Below are 15,623 nucleotides of genomic sequence, written 5' to 3'. Positions count from 1 at the left end.
ATGCCGTGGTCAGGACAGCGGCGGCCCGGGCTCGGGGTTCGGCACGGGTTCCGGCCCCGGGGGGATCGGGGACGGGTCGGGGCCCGGCACGGGGTCGGGGCCGGGCGGGGGCTGCGGATTCGGTACGGGACCGGGCCCCGGCGGAGGGGGCGGGGTCGGAGCCGGTGGCGGCGGTGGCGTCGGCTCGGGGCCGGGCGGCGGTTGCGGGTTCGGCACCGGGTCGGGCCCCGGCGGCTCCGGCGGGGTGGGATCCGGGCCCGGTGTCGGTGCCGGCGGCACGGGATCGGGATACGGGTTCGTCATCAGGTCCTCCAGCCAGTGGGACGACTCCGGCTCTGGACTACTCCCCCGCCTACCCGGCACCCGCCCCGGCAGTCACTCCCGGGCGGGACGGGGAGGGGGCCAGCTGGGGTAGCGGGTGGGGCGGGGCGGAACGGGTGCAGAGATGCCCGCCGTTCCGGAACGGGGCGGGGCGGAACGAGGCGGAATGCCTGGCGCTGAGGTGAGGACGGAGGCGTCCGGACGGACCGTGCGCACGCGCACCGGGTCGCGGAGCGGCTGCGGAGCGAGCGTCGTCTCTGCTCCGACTCCCGCCTCCCCCTTCGCTTCCACCTCCGCTGCTGCCTTCACCTGCACGTTCCACCGCCGCCACCGCAGTTGGGCGGTTCACCGACGCCGCGGCGCCCGGACCGCCGTCGCGCCGGAACACCCCCGGGCGCCCCATCCCTGTGAACGCGAGCCGCCCCGGCTCGGGCCTAGGCGGCTCGGGCCGGGGCGGTGCCCGGTCGGTGCGTGGTCGGTCTCTGCGTGATCGGTCAGAAGCGGCCGGGGTGGGCCCTCAGCCACTCCTTCGCCGCTGTCAGCAGGGTCTCGCTCGCCGCCGGGGCTTCGTCGGGGTGGCGTTCGGACCACTTGGCGACGTAGGGGCAGAGCGGGGCGACCGCGCGGTGCTCACGGGCGGCGACGGCGTACAGCTCGCGTGCCAGTGAACCCGCGATGCCCTTGCCCTCGTGGGCCGGTTCGACGATCGTGTGGACGGGCACGAGGGCGCGCTCGGGGCTGTCGAGCACGAAGTACTCGATGCGGCCGAGGACTTCACCGTCGGCCGCGGCCTCCAGACGGCCCGCCTGCCGGTCGTCACGGATCTCCGGGTCGCTCATGGACACGCTCCTGCTCCTGTTGACCGGTCGGCCCCGACGGCCTGCGGGCTGCGCCTCTGGTCCGAGCCCGGCACCGGCTCGGACGGATCCGCGCCCAGGGCCACGATCCGGTTGTCGCGGTCCACGTGCACGACCCGCGGCGCGAATGCCCGCGCCTCGGCGTCCGTCACCTGGGCGTAGCTGATGATGATCACGAGGTCGCCCGGGTGGACGAGATGGGCCGCGGCCCCGTTGATCCCGATCACGCCGGAGCCGCGCTCGCCCTCGATGACGTACGTCTCCAGGCGGGCCCCGTTGGTGATGTCCACGATGTGCACGAGTTCGCCGGGCAGCAGGTCGGCGGCGTCGAGCAGGTCGGCGTCGATCGTCACGGATCCCACGTAGTGCAGGTCGGCCTGGGTGACGGTGGCACGGTGGATCTTGGACTTGAACATGGTACGAAGCATGGAAAAGCTCCCGACTCGTCTGCTCCCTGCCCGCTTCGTGCAGGTCAAGGGCGGTCTTCGGAGCGTACAACGGTTCGCGTGCCCGGTCAGCGGGTCCAGATTGTTCCAGGGGTCACACCGGCCCACGCGGTCGCAGGTGGGGGGCGAGAGGCAGTGCCACGTCAGAACTCGGCGGACGATCACCTGCACGCCCTGCACCGGCACGGCTGGGAGGCGGCGTGTTCGCTGCCCCGGCACCTGCGCAACGGAGGGGAGCTGGCCCCGGTCGCCCCTCCGGGCGTGCTGCTCGAGGCGGGTGAGGTCGCCTACGGCGACGTGGCGGCGCACTACGCGCGTTTCTACGGCATGAACGTGACGTACAACCAGCGTTCGGGCTTCTACTTCGGCTCGCCGCTGTTCGTCGCTGCCGGGCTGGTCGGGGACGCGGTCGCCAACAGCAGCGCCCGCAACCGGGCGCAGGCGATGGCGCAGGCGCAGTGGCGCGACTTCTCGCCCTGCCGCGCGATCCTCACCGACCGCGCACGCTGCTGCACGTCGCGGCCGAGAACCTCTGGGTGTCGTTGCGGCACCACGAGGTCGTCAGTTTCCTCCCCTTGCTCGACCAGTGGGCGCTGTTCACCGACTACCAGCAGTGGGAGCCGATGCGGCTGGCCGGGCCGACCGTGCCCTGGCTGACCGCCGCGACGATCTCCGTGCTCAACCGGGGCCGCGCCGAGTACCAGCGGCTTCCTCCGCTGCCGCTGCCGGACTGACGTCCCCGCTCGTCGTCATCCGCCGCGCCGCAGCGTCGCGGTGTCCCCCGCGCTCGTCACCTCGTAGCGCAGGCCGTCGCCGGAGGGGGTCAGCACGATGTCGACCTCGTCGACGCAGTTCAACGGGCTGCCCTCCGCGGTGATCTCCTCCCTGACCTGTACCGAGCGCCCGGTGTCCATGGTGAGGACCCAGCGGCCGCTGCAGTCGAGCGACGGGTACTCGACGGTGGCCACCTGATCGCCGAGCCCGCCGCCCTTGTAGTCCACCTCGATCGAGTAGAGGTCGTTGTCCGGCTCGCGCACGTTGCCGGTCCACCGGCCCTCGTAGTCGGCCGCGGACGCCTTCGGGGAGGGCGGGGCGGAAGCGCCGGACGACCCGGAGCCGGTCCGGTCCTCGCTCCCGCCGGGGCCCGGGAGCTTCACGGCCAGGACGACGGCGAGTACGGCGGCCAGGGCCGACGTGATCAGCACGGGGCCGACCCGGCTCGTGCGACGGCCGCCCGGCCGGAAGCCGCCCGGTACCGGCGGCATGGGCGGTGTGTCGACCGCCGGCGCCGGGGATGCCGGCAGTGGCGTCGGCATCCCCGGCGGCGGAGGCATCGGCATCCCCGGCGGCGGAGGCGTCGGCATGCCCGGCGGCGGAGGCGGGACGCGCCCGCCGTGCGCGGTCGGCAGGGCGTGCACGGCGTCGCCGCCCCGGCCCGTCGGCGGGTGGTCGACGCGGGTCGCAGGCGGCGGCTCCTCGAGGTCGAGCAGACCGGAGGCGTGCCGGCCGAGTTCCACCGTCAGGGCGCCCGGAAGCCACGCGGCCGGGTCGGCTCCGGCCGTGGCCGCCTGTGCGCTCGTCACGATCCCGGACAGCGGGATCCGGTCCTCGGGCCGCTTGGCGAGGCACCGCGTGACGAACGCCGCCAGCGCCTCGGGCACGCCCCGCAGATCCGGCTCGTCCCCGGTCACCCGCAGCATGACCGCGTGGGCACCGCTGTCCGGGGCCCCGAACGCCTGCCGGCCGGTGGCGGCGAACACCAGCACCAGGCCGAGGCTGAACACGTCGCTCAGCCCGGTGACCTCACCGCCCAGGATCTGCTCGGGCGACATGAACCCCGGGGAGCCCACCATCGCACCGGTGCGGGTCAGCACGCTGGCGTCCGCGGCGCGGGCGACGCCGAAGTCGATCACCCGGGGGCCGTCGAGCGTGAGCATGACGTTCGACGGCTTGAGGTCCCGGTGCACCAGCCCGCAGGCGTGGATGCTCTGCAGCGCGCGGGCCAGACCGGAGGCCAGGTGCCACACCGACTGCTCCGGCAGCGGCCCGCAGATCTCGGTCACCGCCTGGTGCAGCGTGGGTCCGGCGACGTACCCGGTGGCCACCCAGGGCGTGTCCGCCTCGGTGTCCGCGTCCAGGACCGGAGCCGTCCACTGCCCGCCCACCCGCCGCGCCGCGGCCACCTCCGCGCGGAAGCGGCGGCGGAACTCCGCGTCGTACGCCAGCTGCGGGTGAACCAGCTTCACGGCGACCGTGCGCCCCCGCTGCGACCGCCCGAGGAACACCTGTCCCATGCCGCCGGCCCCGAGCCGCCGGAGCAACCGGTAGTCGCCGACCCGCGTGGGATCGCCGGGCCGCAAGTTCTCCATGACTGCTCCGTCCCCCCTGTTTGCCTGGCCCGCCCGCCAGGACCGCAACGCGCCGGGTACAGCGCGCGGTCGGGCGGGTGGTGTCGGGCGCGGCGTGGCGCCGCGACCCGCGCTCATTACAGCAGCACCGGCACCGTCCGCGGGCGCCACCGGTGGATCAGGCCGCGATCGGGCGAGCGGCGGCCGGACTGTGGGAGCGGCCGGACTGTGGGGGCGGCCGGGCTGTGGGGGCGGCCGGGCTGTGGGAGCGGCCGGCCCCGGCGGCGCGGTGTGCGGGCGGCGGGTCTCACACCCGCCAGGCGTAGCGGCGTTCCGGGCGTCCCGCGGCACCGTAGCGCAGGGAGACCTCCGCGCTGCCCGTGCTGTGGAAGTACTCCAGGTAACGGCGGGCGCTCACACGGGACACACCGGTCAGGGCGGCGCACTCGGTGGCGGAGAGGGTGCCGTCCGCCTCGCGCAGGGCGCGTTCGACGAGTTCGGCGGTCTCCACGCTCATGCCCTTGGGCAGCGTGGGGGCGGTCGCCGGGGCGAACGCGCCCGCCAGGACGCGGTCCACGTCGGCCTGGCCGCGGACGACGGCGGTCAGCAGCCGGCCCCGCCGCGCCGCGTAGCGTTCCAGCCGGGTGCGCAGGTCCTGGAAGTCGAAGGGCTTGAGGAGGTAGTCGACCACCCCGCGGCGGACCGCGCCGCGCACGGTGTCGGCCTCCTGCGCCGCGCTGATCACCATGACGTCGCAGTCGTGGCCGGCGCTGCGCAGGCGCGGGATCACGTCGAGGCCGAAGAGGTCGGGAAGGTACAGGTCCAGCAGGATGAGGTCGGGACGGAGTTCGTCCGCCGCCTCGATCGCCTGGGCGCCCGTGTGGGCGACTCCGACGACCCGGAACCGCTCGACGCGTTCGACGAAGGCCCGGTGGACCCTGGCCACCATGAAGTCGTCGTCGACCACGAGGACGTCGATCGCCCTCGTCTCGTCCTGTTCCGTCCCGGCCTGTTCCGTCCCGGCCTGTGCCGGATCCTGCGCCGAGTCCTGTGCTGCGGTCATGGGGCCGCTCCTTCCGCCACCGTGCCCGTGAGGTGGCTGACGGTCATGCGTGCGGTGAACACGGCCCCGTCGGGGGTGTTGGACACCGAGATCTCCCCCCCCGTGCCGTTCGCAGACCAGCTTGGTCAGGGCCAGTCCGATGCCGCGCTCGCCCTGCCGGGCGGCCTTGGTGGTGAAGCCGTGGGAGAACACCTCGCGGGCCAGTTCGGGTGCGACCCCGGGGCCGGAGTCGCGGACCACGATCTCCACGCTGGAGGCGTCCTGCCGCAGCGCCACCTCCACCCACGCGCCGTCGTCCTGCGCGGCGGCGTCGACGGCGTTGTCCACCAGGTTGCCCACGACGGTGGCCACGTCGGCGGCGTCCTCCGGGGCCAGCCGCTCCAGGGCGGTGTCGTCGGAGATCCGCAGGCTGACCTTCCGTTCGGCCGCCAGGGACGCCTTCGCCATCAGCAGCGCGGCCACCGCCGTGTCACGGACCCGGCGGCTGAGGGTCACGTCGAGGGACTGGCGGCGCTGGTTCAACGCGCGGATGTAGCGCACGACTTCGTCCTGCTCGCCGATCTGGATGAGCCCGGAGATGGTGTGCAGCTGGTTGGCGAACTCGTGGGCCTGGGCGCGCAGCAGCTCCGAGGAGCTGCGGAAGGAGCCGATCTCCCGCTCCAGCCGGGCGAGTTCGGTCCGGTCGCGCAGGGTGGTGACCGAGCCGAGGGGCCGGCCGTCCTTGGTGACGGTCATCCGGTTCATCACCAGGACCCGGCCGTGGCGCACCACGACCTGGTCCCGGGTGCCGGCAGTGGTCCCGGCCAGCACGTCGCGCAGTCGGCCGTCGACGCCGAGGGCGTCCAGGCTCTGGCCGACGCAGTCCTCGGGCAGGTCGAGCAGGCGGCGGCCCATGTCGTTGACGAGGGTGAGCCGGTGCTGCGGGTCCAGGGCGACCACGCCCTCGGCGATCCCGTGGAGCATGGCCTCCCGGTGCTCGGCGAGTCCGGCGATCTCGCCCGGCTCCAGGCCGAGGGTCTGCCGTTTCACGCGCCGCGCGAGCAGCCAGGACCCGGCGACGCCGAGGCCGCTGGCGACACCGAGGTAGGCGAGCAGGTAGGAGGAGGCGCCGCTGAGCCGCTGCCAGACCGTCGGGTCGGCCTCGCCGATCATGACCGTGCCGAGGATCCGGCCGAGGTTCTCCTGCGTCGCGCCGAGCACGGGGACCTGGGCGGCGAGTTCGCGGTGGCCGTCCAGCGTCAGCCGCCCGGACCAGCCCCGGCCCCGGTCGGTGCCCGGCCCCAGCGGCATGCGTTCGCCGATCGCCGTGGGGTTCGTCGAGCTGACGATGCGCCCGGCGGCGTCGGCCACCGCCACGGTGGTCACTCCGGACTGCGCCTGGGTGGCGAGCACCAGCGGGGCGAGCGACTCGCCGGGGGCGGGCCGCACCAGCTGGCTGCGTACCAGCGGGTTGGCGGCCAGCTGTTCGGCGAGCGCGCTCACCCGGCGTCCCTCGACGCGGTGGAACGTGGCCTGGGACTGGGCGAGGGAGACGGCGGCGACCGCCAGCAGCACCACGACGACGATGGCGAGCTGGAGCACCAGCATCTCGCCCGCGAGCGAGTGGCGACGGAAGGTGGCGACCACGGTGGACTCAATCTGCGATGCCGACACAAGGGGGCGGCTCATGTGCCGAGTCGCACCATCATGACGTCCACCTGCGGAAACCGGAAGGGAGACGCCGCGCGCGTTCGGCTCAGGAGGTGCCCGGCCCAGGGCCGATGCCCGACAACTCCCGGATGGTGCCGCCGAGTTTGGCGCGCAGCGGTTCCAGCATCGCCGGCTCGGCGCTGACCACCCAGCGCGTGCCGACCAGGTACGTGCCCCCGTACACACCGGCCGACTCCAGCCAGGTCTCCTTGAGCCGTTCCCGCGGGAAGGTGGTGATGAGGAAGTCGCCCTCGGGGGTGTGGCAGACGCCCTCGCGCAGTTCGTCCGCCTCGGTGCGGATCTTCGCCGTGCAGCCGGCCAGGTCCGCTATCACCTCCACCTTCGCCGGCGCGACGACTCCGGCGGCGGGTGCCCCGGACGCGCTCGGCCGCCCGCCCGTCGCCGCGCCGCCGTCTGCGCCGCCGCAGGCCGTGGCGAGGGGCAGCACGGCCAGGACCCCGGCCGCGGCGACGGCGCGCAGGCGCCGGGTGCGGGGCGGGGTCCGGTGGGTGGTGCGTACGGTCGGTCGCTGCTGGGACACGTCGCCTCTCCGGGTGCGGGCTGTCGGTGGAGCACTCGTGGGGAGTACGGACCGGCCCGGGGAGGCGTTCAGGGTGCTAGGCGGCCTCCTCCACCGCGACGCGCGCCTCGCCGAACTGGGTGCGGTGGAGCTCCGCGTAGCGCCGCCCCGCGGCCAGGAGTTCCTCGTGGGTGCCGCGCTCGACGATCCGGCCGGCCTCGACCACCAGGATCTGGTCGGCCGTGCGGACCGTGGAGAGCCGGTGGGCGATCACGACCGCCGTGCGGCCCTGAAGGGCTTCGGCGAGCGCCTCCTGGACGGCGGCCTCGGAGGTGTTGTCGAGGTGGGCCGTGGCCTCGTCGAGGACGACGACGCGCTGGCGGGCCAGCAGCAGCCGGGCGATGGTCATGCGCTGGCGTTCACCGCCGGAGAGCCGGTAGCCGCGTTCGCCCACGACGGTGTCGAGGCCGTCGGGCAGGGACCGCACGAGGGTGTCGAGGCGGGCCCGGCGCAGGGCGTCCCACAGCTCGTCCTCGTCGGCCCCGGGGCGGGCGAGCAGGAGGTTGGCGCGGACGGTGTCGTGGAAGAGGTGCCCGTCCTGGGTGACCATGCCGACGGTCTCCCGCAGGGACCGGGCCGTGAGGTCGCGGACGTCGACGCCGCCGACGCGCACGCTGCCCGCGTCGGTGTCGTACAGGCGGGGCAGCAGCTGCGCGATGGTCGACTTGCCGGCGCCGGAGGAGCCGACGAGCGCCACGGTCTGTCCCGGTTCGGCGCGGAAGGAGACGCCGTGCAGGACCTCGTCGCCACCGCGCCGGTCCAGGGCCGCGACCTCCTCCAGGGAGGCCAGGGAGACCTTGTCGGCGGCGGGGTAGCCGAAGCGGACGTCGTCGAACTCGACCGCCACGGGCCCGTCGGGCACCGGGCGGGCGTCCGGCCCCTCCTCGATGAGCGGCCGCAGGTCGAGCACCTCGAAGACCCGCTCGAAACTGACCAGGGCGCTCATCACCTCGACCCGCGCGCCGGCCAGCGCGGTCAGCGGGGCGTAGAGCCGGGTCAGCAGCAGGGCCAGCGAGACGACCGCGCCGGGCTCCAGGGTGCCGCGCAGGGCGAACCATCCGCCCAGGCCGTAGACGAGGGCGAGGGCCAGGGCGGAGACCAGGGTGAGGGCGGTGATGAACGTCGCCTGGGCGGTGGCCGTGCGGATGCCGATGCCGGCGACCCGGCGGGCCCGTTCGGCGAACTCGCGCGATTCCTCCTCGGGGCGCCCGAAGAGCTTGACCAGGGTGGCGCCGGGTGCGGAGAAGCGCTCGGTCATGCGGGTGCCCATGGCCGCGTTGAGCGTCGCCGCCTCGCGCTGCATCCGGGCCATCCGGCTGCCCATGCGCCGGGCCGGGATCACGAACACCGGCAGCAGCACCAGCGCGAGCAGGGTGATCTGCCAGGACAGGGTCAGCATCACGGCGAGCGTGAGCAGCAGCGTGACGAGGTTGCCGACCACGCCGGAGAGGGTGGTGCTGAAGGCGCGCTGGGCGCCGATGACGTCGTTGTTGAGCCGGGAGACGAGGGCGCCCGTACGAGTGCGTGTGAAGAACGCGACCGGCATGCGCTGCACATGGTCGAAGACGGCGGTGCGCAGATCGAGGATGAGGTGTTCGCCCAGGGTCGCCGAGAGGCGGCGGCCGAGGATCCCGAGTGCCGCCTCCGCCACCGCGATCGAGGCGATGAGCAGGGAAAGGCGTACGACGGTGCCCTCGTCGCCGTGGGAGACGATCACGTCCACGACCCGTCCGGCCAGTACCGGCGTCGCCACGGCGAGCAGCGCGGTGCCCACGCCGAGCAGCACGAACAGGGCGATGCGGCGCCGGTGCGGGCGGGCGAACCGGCCGATGCGGCGCAGGGTCGCCCGGGCGAGGGGGCGGCGTTCCTCCTGCGCGTTCATGACGCTGTGCAGCTGTGTCCACGCTGTGGTCTCCATGCTCATGGACGGAAACGTAGAACCTCAAGCAATCTTGAGGTCAAGACACTCGCGTCACAGCCCCGACATCCCGCACAATCGGCCCGATCCCCCCTCTGCCCCGACCGTCCGCGCAAAGGCCCCGATGACGCTTCCCACCCAGCCGCTTCCCGCAGGCAATCCCCAGGTCCCGCTCGCGCAACCCGCCGTTGGCGCGGCCTGGGAAGCCTCAGCGGACGTGACAGCGGTACAACTCCCCGAACTCCGCCCGGGACGGCTCCCCCGTCGCGTCCCGGTGCGCCGCCTGCGGCAGGTTCTGTGCCTGCTCCCGCTCCTGCTCGTCACCGTGGTCGCGGTGCGGCACCGCTCGGTGCTGGCCGAGGGCTTCGCCCATCTCGGCACCGCCGAGTGGCCGTGGCTGCTGGCCGCGGCCGGCACGACCTGCCTGACCTGGGTCGCCGCCTCGTGCACCCGGCAGGGCGCGGTCGTCGAACGGCTGCCCCGGCGACGGCTGCTGGCCACGCAGTTCGCGGCGGGCGCGGCCAACCACCTGCTGCCGACCGGGCTGGGCGCGAGCGCGGTCAACCTGCGGTTCATGACGGTGTGCGGGCTGCCGCTCGCCCGTTCCTCGGCCGCCCTCGCCCTGTACCTGCTGGCGGAGAGCGTCGGCCGGGTCGCGCTGCTGGGCGCCCTGCTCCTGGCGTTCCCCGACGCGCTGCGGCTGGGCACGCTGGTCCCGGAGGCGGCGTTCGGCCCGTTGCTGGCCGCAGCCGGGGCCGTGCTGGCGGTCGCGGTGGCCGTGCTCGCCCTGGTGCGGCGGCTGCGCACGGCCCTGCTGTCCTTCCTGCGCACCGCGCTCGGCGAGGCGCGCGCGGTGCACACCCGCCCCGCCCGGGCCCTGGCCCTGTGGGGCGGTGCGCTGGCGTTCCCCGCGCTGCAGGCGTCCGTACTGGTGCTGGTGGGGCGCGCGTTGGGGCTCGGCGTGCCGGCGGCGCACATGGCGGTGGCGTACCTGGCGGCGACGTGCGCGGTGGCGCTGGTGCCCACGCCGGGCGGGATCGGCTCGGTGGAGGCGGCGCTGGTGGTGGCGCTGGTCGCGGCGGGCGGCCCGGCCGCGGTCGCCACGGCGGTGGTCCTGGCCTTCCGCGTCATCACGGTGTGGCTGCCGCTGGCGCCGGGGGCGCTCACCCTGGCGGCGCTGGTGCGGGCGAAGGTGATCTGACCCCGGCGGCCGGCCGGGCCGGGTCGGGGCGCGCGCGGGGTGCCGGCCCGGAGTCCGGTGGGCGCCGCCCGTAGCGCTCCGGGCGCCGGTCGCACGGGGCGTAGGCGGACCTGTGCGCCAGGCCACGTGACAGTACGTCATGTGCGCCGATTCACGCTCCGCTCACCCCCGTCCGCGGTACGAACCCCCGTGCGGGATACGGCAGGATGAACGGCCGGGCCGACCGCGGGTCAGGGTGGCCGGCAGCGACGGCATTTCCGGAAACGAGCAGGGGACGACGTGACGACACTTCCCATCCGACCTCCGGCGACGACGGCCTTCGCCGCGCCTGCCCTCCCGGGGGGTGACCGGTGAACCGGGCGCTGACCGTGGACGATCTGCTCTTCGCCGGCATCGCCCTCGCCTCGGGCCTGCTGGCGGCGTTCGCGCTGCGGATCCTGCTGATCTGGCTGGGCCGGCACGCGGACCGCACCCGCTGGAGCGGGGACGACGTGATCGTGCACGCGCTGCGCGCCGTGGTGCCGTGGGCCGCGGTGGTGGGCGGCGCGGCGGGCGCGGCGGCGGTGCTGCCGCTGACGCGGACGGTGCAGCACCACACCAACCAGGTGCTCACGGTGCTGCTCATCTTCGTCGCCACGGTGTCGGCGGCCCGGGTGGTGGCCGGGCTGGTGCGCTCGGTGACGCAGTCCCGCTCCGGTGTCGCCGGATCCGCCACGATCTTCGTCAACATCACCCGGATCCTGGTCCTGGCGATCGGCTTCCTGGTGGTGCTGCAGACGCTGGGGATCTCCATAGCCCCGATGCTCACCGCCCTCGGTGTCGGCGGTCTGGCGGTCGCGCTGGCGCTGCAGGACACCCTCGCCAACCTCTTCGCGGGCATCCACATCCTCGCCTCCAAGACCGTGCAGCCCGGGGACTACATCCGGCTCAGCAGCGGCGAGGAGGGCTACGTCGAGGACATCAACTGGCGGCAGACGACGATCCGGAACCTGTCCAACAACCTCGTGGTGATCCCCAACGGTCAGCTCGCGAAGGCGAACATGACCAACTTCATGCGCCCCGAGGAGCAGCTGACCATCCTGCTCCAGGTCGGCGTCGCCTACGACAGCGACCTGGACCACGTGGAGCGGGTCACGAACGAGGTGATCGCCGAGACGATGCGGGACGTCGAGGGTGCCCTGCCCGACCACGAGCCGATCATCCGGTTCCACACCTTCGGCGACTCCCGCATCGGCTTCACGGTCATCCTGGGCGTCGGCGAGTTCAGCGACCAGTACCGGATCAAGCACGAGTTCATCAAGCGCCTGCACAAGCGGTACCGCGCCGAGGGCATCCGCATCCCGGCCCCGGCCCGGACGGTGACCCTGCAGCAGGGCGCGGCCGTCATCCCGCAGCAGCGCACCGGCGGGTTCGAACCCGGTGAGGTGCCGTCGGTCCGGTTCGACTGAGGACGCGGCCCACGCCGGACGTCCGTCCGCGCCTCCGCTCGCCCGTCCCCCGCTCGCCGTGCGCGGCTGTGATCTGCGCCACCTCCGGTGGCGAGCGGGGGACGGCGGCGGGCGGCCCGGGCGTCCGCGGGAAGCCGGCGAGCGGGCGAGCTCATGGGCGGGACGCCACCACGGCACCGCGCCGCGGCACCGCGTCCCGGGCCGGGCCGAGGGGCAGACCGGATGCCCGAAACCCGTCGCCGACCCCTGTCGAGACGAGGTCGATCACGAGATATCTTGATGTCGAGCAATGTTGCAGACGTGGAGCGGAGCACCCGGTGACTGACTCGACCATCATCTATACGCACACTGACGAGGCCCCCGCCCTGGCGACGTATTCCTTCCTGCCGGTGGTCCGGGCGTACGCCTCGCAGGCGGGTGTCCCGGTGGAGACCCGCGACATCTCGCTGGCCGGGCGCATCATCGCCGTGTTCCCGGAGTACCTGACCGAGGACCAGCGCATCCCGGACGCCCTCGCCGAGCTCGGCGAGCTGGCCAAGACGCCCGCCGCCAACATCATCAAGCTGCCGAACATCTCGGCGTCCATCCCGCAGCTCAAGGCGGCCGTCGCCGAGCTGCAGGGCCAGGGCTACGCGCTGCCGGACTACCCGGACGACCCGAAGACCGACGAGGAGCGCGAGATCCGCGCCCGCTACGACAAGGTCAAGGGCTCCGCCGTGAACCCGGTCCTGCGTGAGGGCAACTCCGACCGCCGCGCCCCCGCGTCGGTGAAGAACTACGCCAAGGCCCACCCGCACCGCATGGGCGCCTGGACCGCCGAGTCCAAAACGAGCGTGGCGACCATGGGCCGGAACGACTTCCGCTCCACCGAGAAGTCCGTGGTGATCGCCGAGGACGGCGCGCTGCGCATCGAGCTCGTCGGCGACGACGGCACCACCACCGTGCTGCGCGAGTCGGTACCCGTGCAGCGGGGCGAGGTCGTCGACGCCTCCGTGATGCGCGTCGCCGCGCTGCGCGAGTTCCTCACCGCGCAGGTCGCCGAGGCCAAGGCCCAGGGCGTGCTGTTCTCCGTGCACCTGAAGGCCACGATGATGAAGGTCTCCGACCCGATCGTCTTCGGCCACGTGGTGCGCGCCTTCTTCCCGAAGACGTTCGCGCAGTACGGCGACAAGCTCACCGCGGCCGGCCTGAGCCCGAACGACGGTCTGGGCGGCATCTGGAAGGGCCTGGACGCCCTGCCGGAGGGCGCCGAGATCAAGGCCTCCTTCGACGCCGAGCTCGCCGAGGGCCCTGAGCTGGCGATGGTCGACTCCGACAAGGGCATCACCAACCTGCACGTCCCGTCGGACGTCATCATCGACGCCTCGATGCCGGCGATGATCCGCACCTCCGGCCACATGTGGGGCCCGGACGGCCAGGAGCACGACGCCCTCGCGGTCATCCCGGACTCCTCCTACGCGGGCGTCTACCAGGCCGTGATCGAGGACTGCAAGGCCAACGGCGCCTACGACCCGTCCACCATGGGCTCGGTGCCGAACGTCGGCCTGATGGCGCAGAAGGCCGAGGAGTACGGCAGCCACGACAAGACCTTCGAGATCGCCACCACGGGCACGGTCCGCCTGGTCGACGGCAACGGCACCGCCCTGATCGAGCAGAGCGTCTCGGCCGGCGACATCTTCCGCGCCTGCCAGACCAAGGACGCGCCGATCAAGGACTGGGTGAAGCTGGCCGTCACCCGCGCCCGCGCCACCGGCGACCCGGCGGTGTTCTGGCTGGACGAGACCCGCGCCCACGACGCCAACCTGATCGCCAAGGTCAGGACCTACCTGGCGGAGCACGACACCGAGGGCCTGGACATCCGGATCCTGTCCCCCGTCGAGGCGACGAAGCTGTCGGTGGAGCGCATCCGCCGCGGCGAGAACACCATCTCCGTCACCGGCAACGTGCTGCGCGACTACCTCACCGACCTGTTCCCGATCCTGGAGCTGGGCACCAGCGCCAAGATGCTGTCGGTCGTCCCGCTGATGGCGGGCGGCGGCCTGTTCGAGACGGGCGCGGGCGGCTCGGCGCCCAAGCACGTGCAGCAGCTGGTCAAGGAGAACTACCTGCGCTGGGACTCCCTCGGCGAGTTCTTCGCGCTGGTGCCGTCCTTCGAGCAGTACGCCAAGGTGACGGGCAACGCCCGCGCCCAGGTGCTGGCCGACACGCTCGACCGGGCCACGGCGACCTTCCTCAACGAGGACAAGTCGCCGACCCGCCGCGTGGGCGGCATCGACAACCGCGGCAGCCACTTCTACCTGTCCCTGTACTGGGCGCAGGAGCTGGCGCGGCAGACCGACGACGCGGACCTGGCGAAGGCCTTCGCGCCGCTCGCCGAGACCCTCGCCGCGAACGAGCAGAAGATCGTCGACGAGCTGGTCGCCGTCCAGGGCAAGCCGGTCGACATCGGCGGCTACTACCAGCCGGACCCGGCGAAGGCCGCGGAGGTCATGCGCCCGTCCGCCACCTGGAACGAGGCGCTCGCGTCGCTGAGCTGACGCCCGGCCCCTGACGCGGGGCATCTCTGTGGCCCTCCGCCCCGGCCGGCAGCGACCGGCCGGGGCGGAGGCATGTCCTCACCAGTCGCGGGTGGCGACGAGTTCCTCCACGTCGGCGCCGGCGAAGCCTTAAGGCCCGGGCGACGAACCAGAACTCCTCCGCTATCGCCTCCCGCGCCACGGTCTCGGTCTCGCTGCCGGCCGCCTCGAAGGCGGTCTGGAGGTCGTTGCACTCCTCCGTGGCGGCCCGGGTCAGCGGGTACAGCGCCGGCAGGCCGGCGGGCCGCTCGGCCTCGACGCGCGCGCACAGCCGTGCTGGGATCATGCACCAGGCCACTGACAACCGCCCCGGAGCCGCCCCATGACCCCTGCCGCACCGTCCTTCGCGCTGCTGCCCGGTGACGACCGCTCCCCGGTGATCCTGCACGTGCCGCACTCCGCCCGTGACATACCGGACGACGTCCGCGCGGGGATCGTGCTCGACGACGAGGCGCTCGCCCGGGAGCTCGACCACATCACCGACGCGCACACGGACCGGCTCGCCGAGGCGGCGGCCGGACGGGCCGCGGTGACCCCGTGGCGGTTCGTGAACCGGCTGTCGCGGCTGGTGGTCGATCCGGAGCGGTTCCCGGACGAGCGGGAGGAGATGCGGGCCGTCGGAATGGGCGCCGTCTACACGCGGACGACGCACGGGACGGTGCTGCGGCCCGAGGGCTTCGAGACCGGTCCGCTCGTCGAACGGTACTTCCTGCCGTACGCGCGGGCGGTGACGCGGGCCGTGGCCGACCGGCTGGAGGCCACCGGACGGGCCGTGGTCATCGACGTGCACTCCTACCCGAGCCGGCGGTTGCCGTACGAACTGCACGGGGAGGGGCCCCGGCCGCCGGTGTGCCTGGGGACGGACTCCTTCCACACGTCACCGGGGCTGCTGGACGCCGCCCGCGCGGCGTTCGGGGAGACGGGCCTGGACAGTCCTTTCAGCGGGACGTACGTGCCGCTGGAGTTCCACGGGCTCGACCCGCGGGTCGAGGCACTGATGGTGGAGATCCGCCGGGACACCTACATGAGCGAGCCGGGCGGTCCCGCCGGGCGCGGGCTGGAACGGCTGGCCGACGCGCTCGCCGGGCTGGTCGACGCGGTGTCCGGCTGAGCCGTCGCCGTCACCGGCTGGAGCACTCCCGCGCGACAACGGGGCGGGGGCACGGTGAGGGTGGG

General features: G+C 73.6%; 11 protein-coding genes and 2 pseudogenes. 5 read left to right on the top strand and 8 right to left on the bottom strand.

Annotation, left to right across the window (positions count from 1 at the left end):
* Window positions 1–815: 815 nt before the first annotated feature.
* Together AC07DA_RS28060 and panD are read right to left on the bottom strand one after the other, a co-directional pair.
* Window positions 816–1,160, bottom strand: coding sequence for a GNAT family N-acetyltransferase (locus AC07DA_RS28060; protein WP_479130986.1), 345 nt, complete (start codon window positions 1,158–1,160; stop codon window positions 816–818).
* Window positions 1,157–1,606, bottom strand: coding sequence for an aspartate 1-decarboxylase (gene panD, locus AC07DA_RS28055; protein ID WP_479130985.1), 450 nt, complete (start codon window positions 1,604–1,606; stop codon window positions 1,157–1,159). The genes AC07DA_RS28060 and panD overlap by 4 nt, the downstream gene beginning before the upstream one ends.
* 476 nt (window positions 1,607–2,082) lie before the next feature.
* Here panD and AC07DA_RS28050 point away from each other — a divergent pair, with 476 nt between their 5' ends.
* Window positions 2,083–2,358, top strand: coding sequence for a hypothetical protein (locus AC07DA_RS28050; RefSeq protein WP_479130984.1), 276 nt, complete (start codon window positions 2,083–2,085; stop codon window positions 2,356–2,358).
* A gap of 15 nt (window positions 2,359–2,373) precedes the next feature.
* Here the strand turns inward: AC07DA_RS28050 and AC07DA_RS28045 are convergent, their stop codons facing one another.
* The 5 genes and pseudogenes from AC07DA_RS28045 to AC07DA_RS28025 all read right to left on the bottom strand — a co-directional run bounded on the left by AC07DA_RS28045 (window position 2,374) and on the right by AC07DA_RS28025 (window position 9,228).
* Window positions 2,374–3,993 carry a serine/threonine-protein kinase gene (locus tag AC07DA_RS28045; RefSeq protein WP_479130983.1) on the bottom strand — a complete coding sequence of 540 codons (1,620 nt, stop codon included), beginning with the start codon at window positions 3,991–3,993 and terminating at the stop codon, window positions 2,374–2,376.
* Window positions 3,994–4,279: 286 nt separating this feature from the next.
* Window positions 4,280–4,921, bottom strand: coding sequence for a response regulator (locus tag AC07DA_RS28040; protein WP_479131102.1), 642 nt, complete (start codon window positions 4,919–4,921; stop codon window positions 4,280–4,282).
* Window positions 4,922–5,031: 110 nt separating this feature from the next.
* Window positions 5,032–6,661: pseudogene (locus AC07DA_RS28035) on the bottom strand (sensor histidine kinase).
* Between the two features lie 109 nt (window positions 6,662–6,770).
* Window positions 6,771–7,265, bottom strand: a complete 495-nt coding sequence (locus AC07DA_RS28030; RefSeq protein WP_479130982.1) for a hypothetical protein — start codon at window positions 7,263–7,265, stop codon at window positions 6,771–6,773.
* A 76-nt stretch (window positions 7,266–7,341) separates the two neighbouring features.
* On the bottom strand, window positions 7,342–9,228 hold the full coding sequence (locus AC07DA_RS28025; protein ID WP_479130981.1) for an ABC transporter ATP-binding protein: 1,887 nt from the start codon (window positions 9,226–9,228) through the stop codon (window positions 7,342–7,344).
* A 211-nt stretch (window positions 9,229–9,439) separates the two neighbouring features.
* Here AC07DA_RS28025 and AC07DA_RS28020 point away from each other — a divergent pair, with 211 nt between their 5' ends.
* From AC07DA_RS28020 to AC07DA_RS28010, 3 genes are all read left to right on the top strand, one after another.
* Window positions 9,440–10,423 (top strand): lysylphosphatidylglycerol synthase transmembrane domain-containing protein, encoded by a 984-nt coding sequence (locus AC07DA_RS28020; RefSeq protein WP_479130979.1) that lies wholly within the window; start codon window positions 9,440–9,442, stop codon window positions 10,421–10,423.
* Between the two features lie 350 nt (window positions 10,424–10,773).
* Complete coding sequence (locus tag AC07DA_RS28015) at window positions 10,774–11,871, top strand: mechanosensitive ion channel family protein (protein WP_479130978.1); 1,098 nt, start codon at window positions 10,774–10,776, stop codon at window positions 11,869–11,871.
* Between the two features lie 317 nt (window positions 11,872–12,188).
* Window positions 12,189–14,408 (top strand): NADP-dependent isocitrate dehydrogenase, encoded by a 2,220-nt coding sequence (locus tag AC07DA_RS28010; protein ID WP_479130977.1) that lies wholly within the window; start codon window positions 12,189–12,191, stop codon window positions 14,406–14,408.
* Window positions 14,409–14,486: 78 nt separating this feature from the next.
* On the opposite strand, the pseudogene AC07DA_RS28005 reads toward AC07DA_RS28010, so the two are convergent.
* Window positions 14,487–14,721 (bottom strand): annotated as a pseudogene (locus AC07DA_RS28005) (DUF5713 family protein); the annotation flags it as partial.
* Between the two features lie 48 nt (window positions 14,722–14,769).
* Between AC07DA_RS28005 and AC07DA_RS28000 the strand changes: the two are divergent.
* On the top strand, window positions 14,770–15,558 hold the full coding sequence (locus tag AC07DA_RS28000) for an N-formylglutamate amidohydrolase (protein WP_479130976.1): 789 nt from the start codon (window positions 14,770–14,772) through the stop codon (window positions 15,556–15,558).
* The last annotated feature ends 65 nt before the right edge of the window (window positions 15,559–15,623 follow it).

This window comes from Streptomyces sp. NPDC044921, assembly GCF_056432865.1.
The sequence above is the reverse complement of the archived record's forward strand: the minus strand, read 5'-3'. Positions and strand labels throughout refer to the sequence as shown.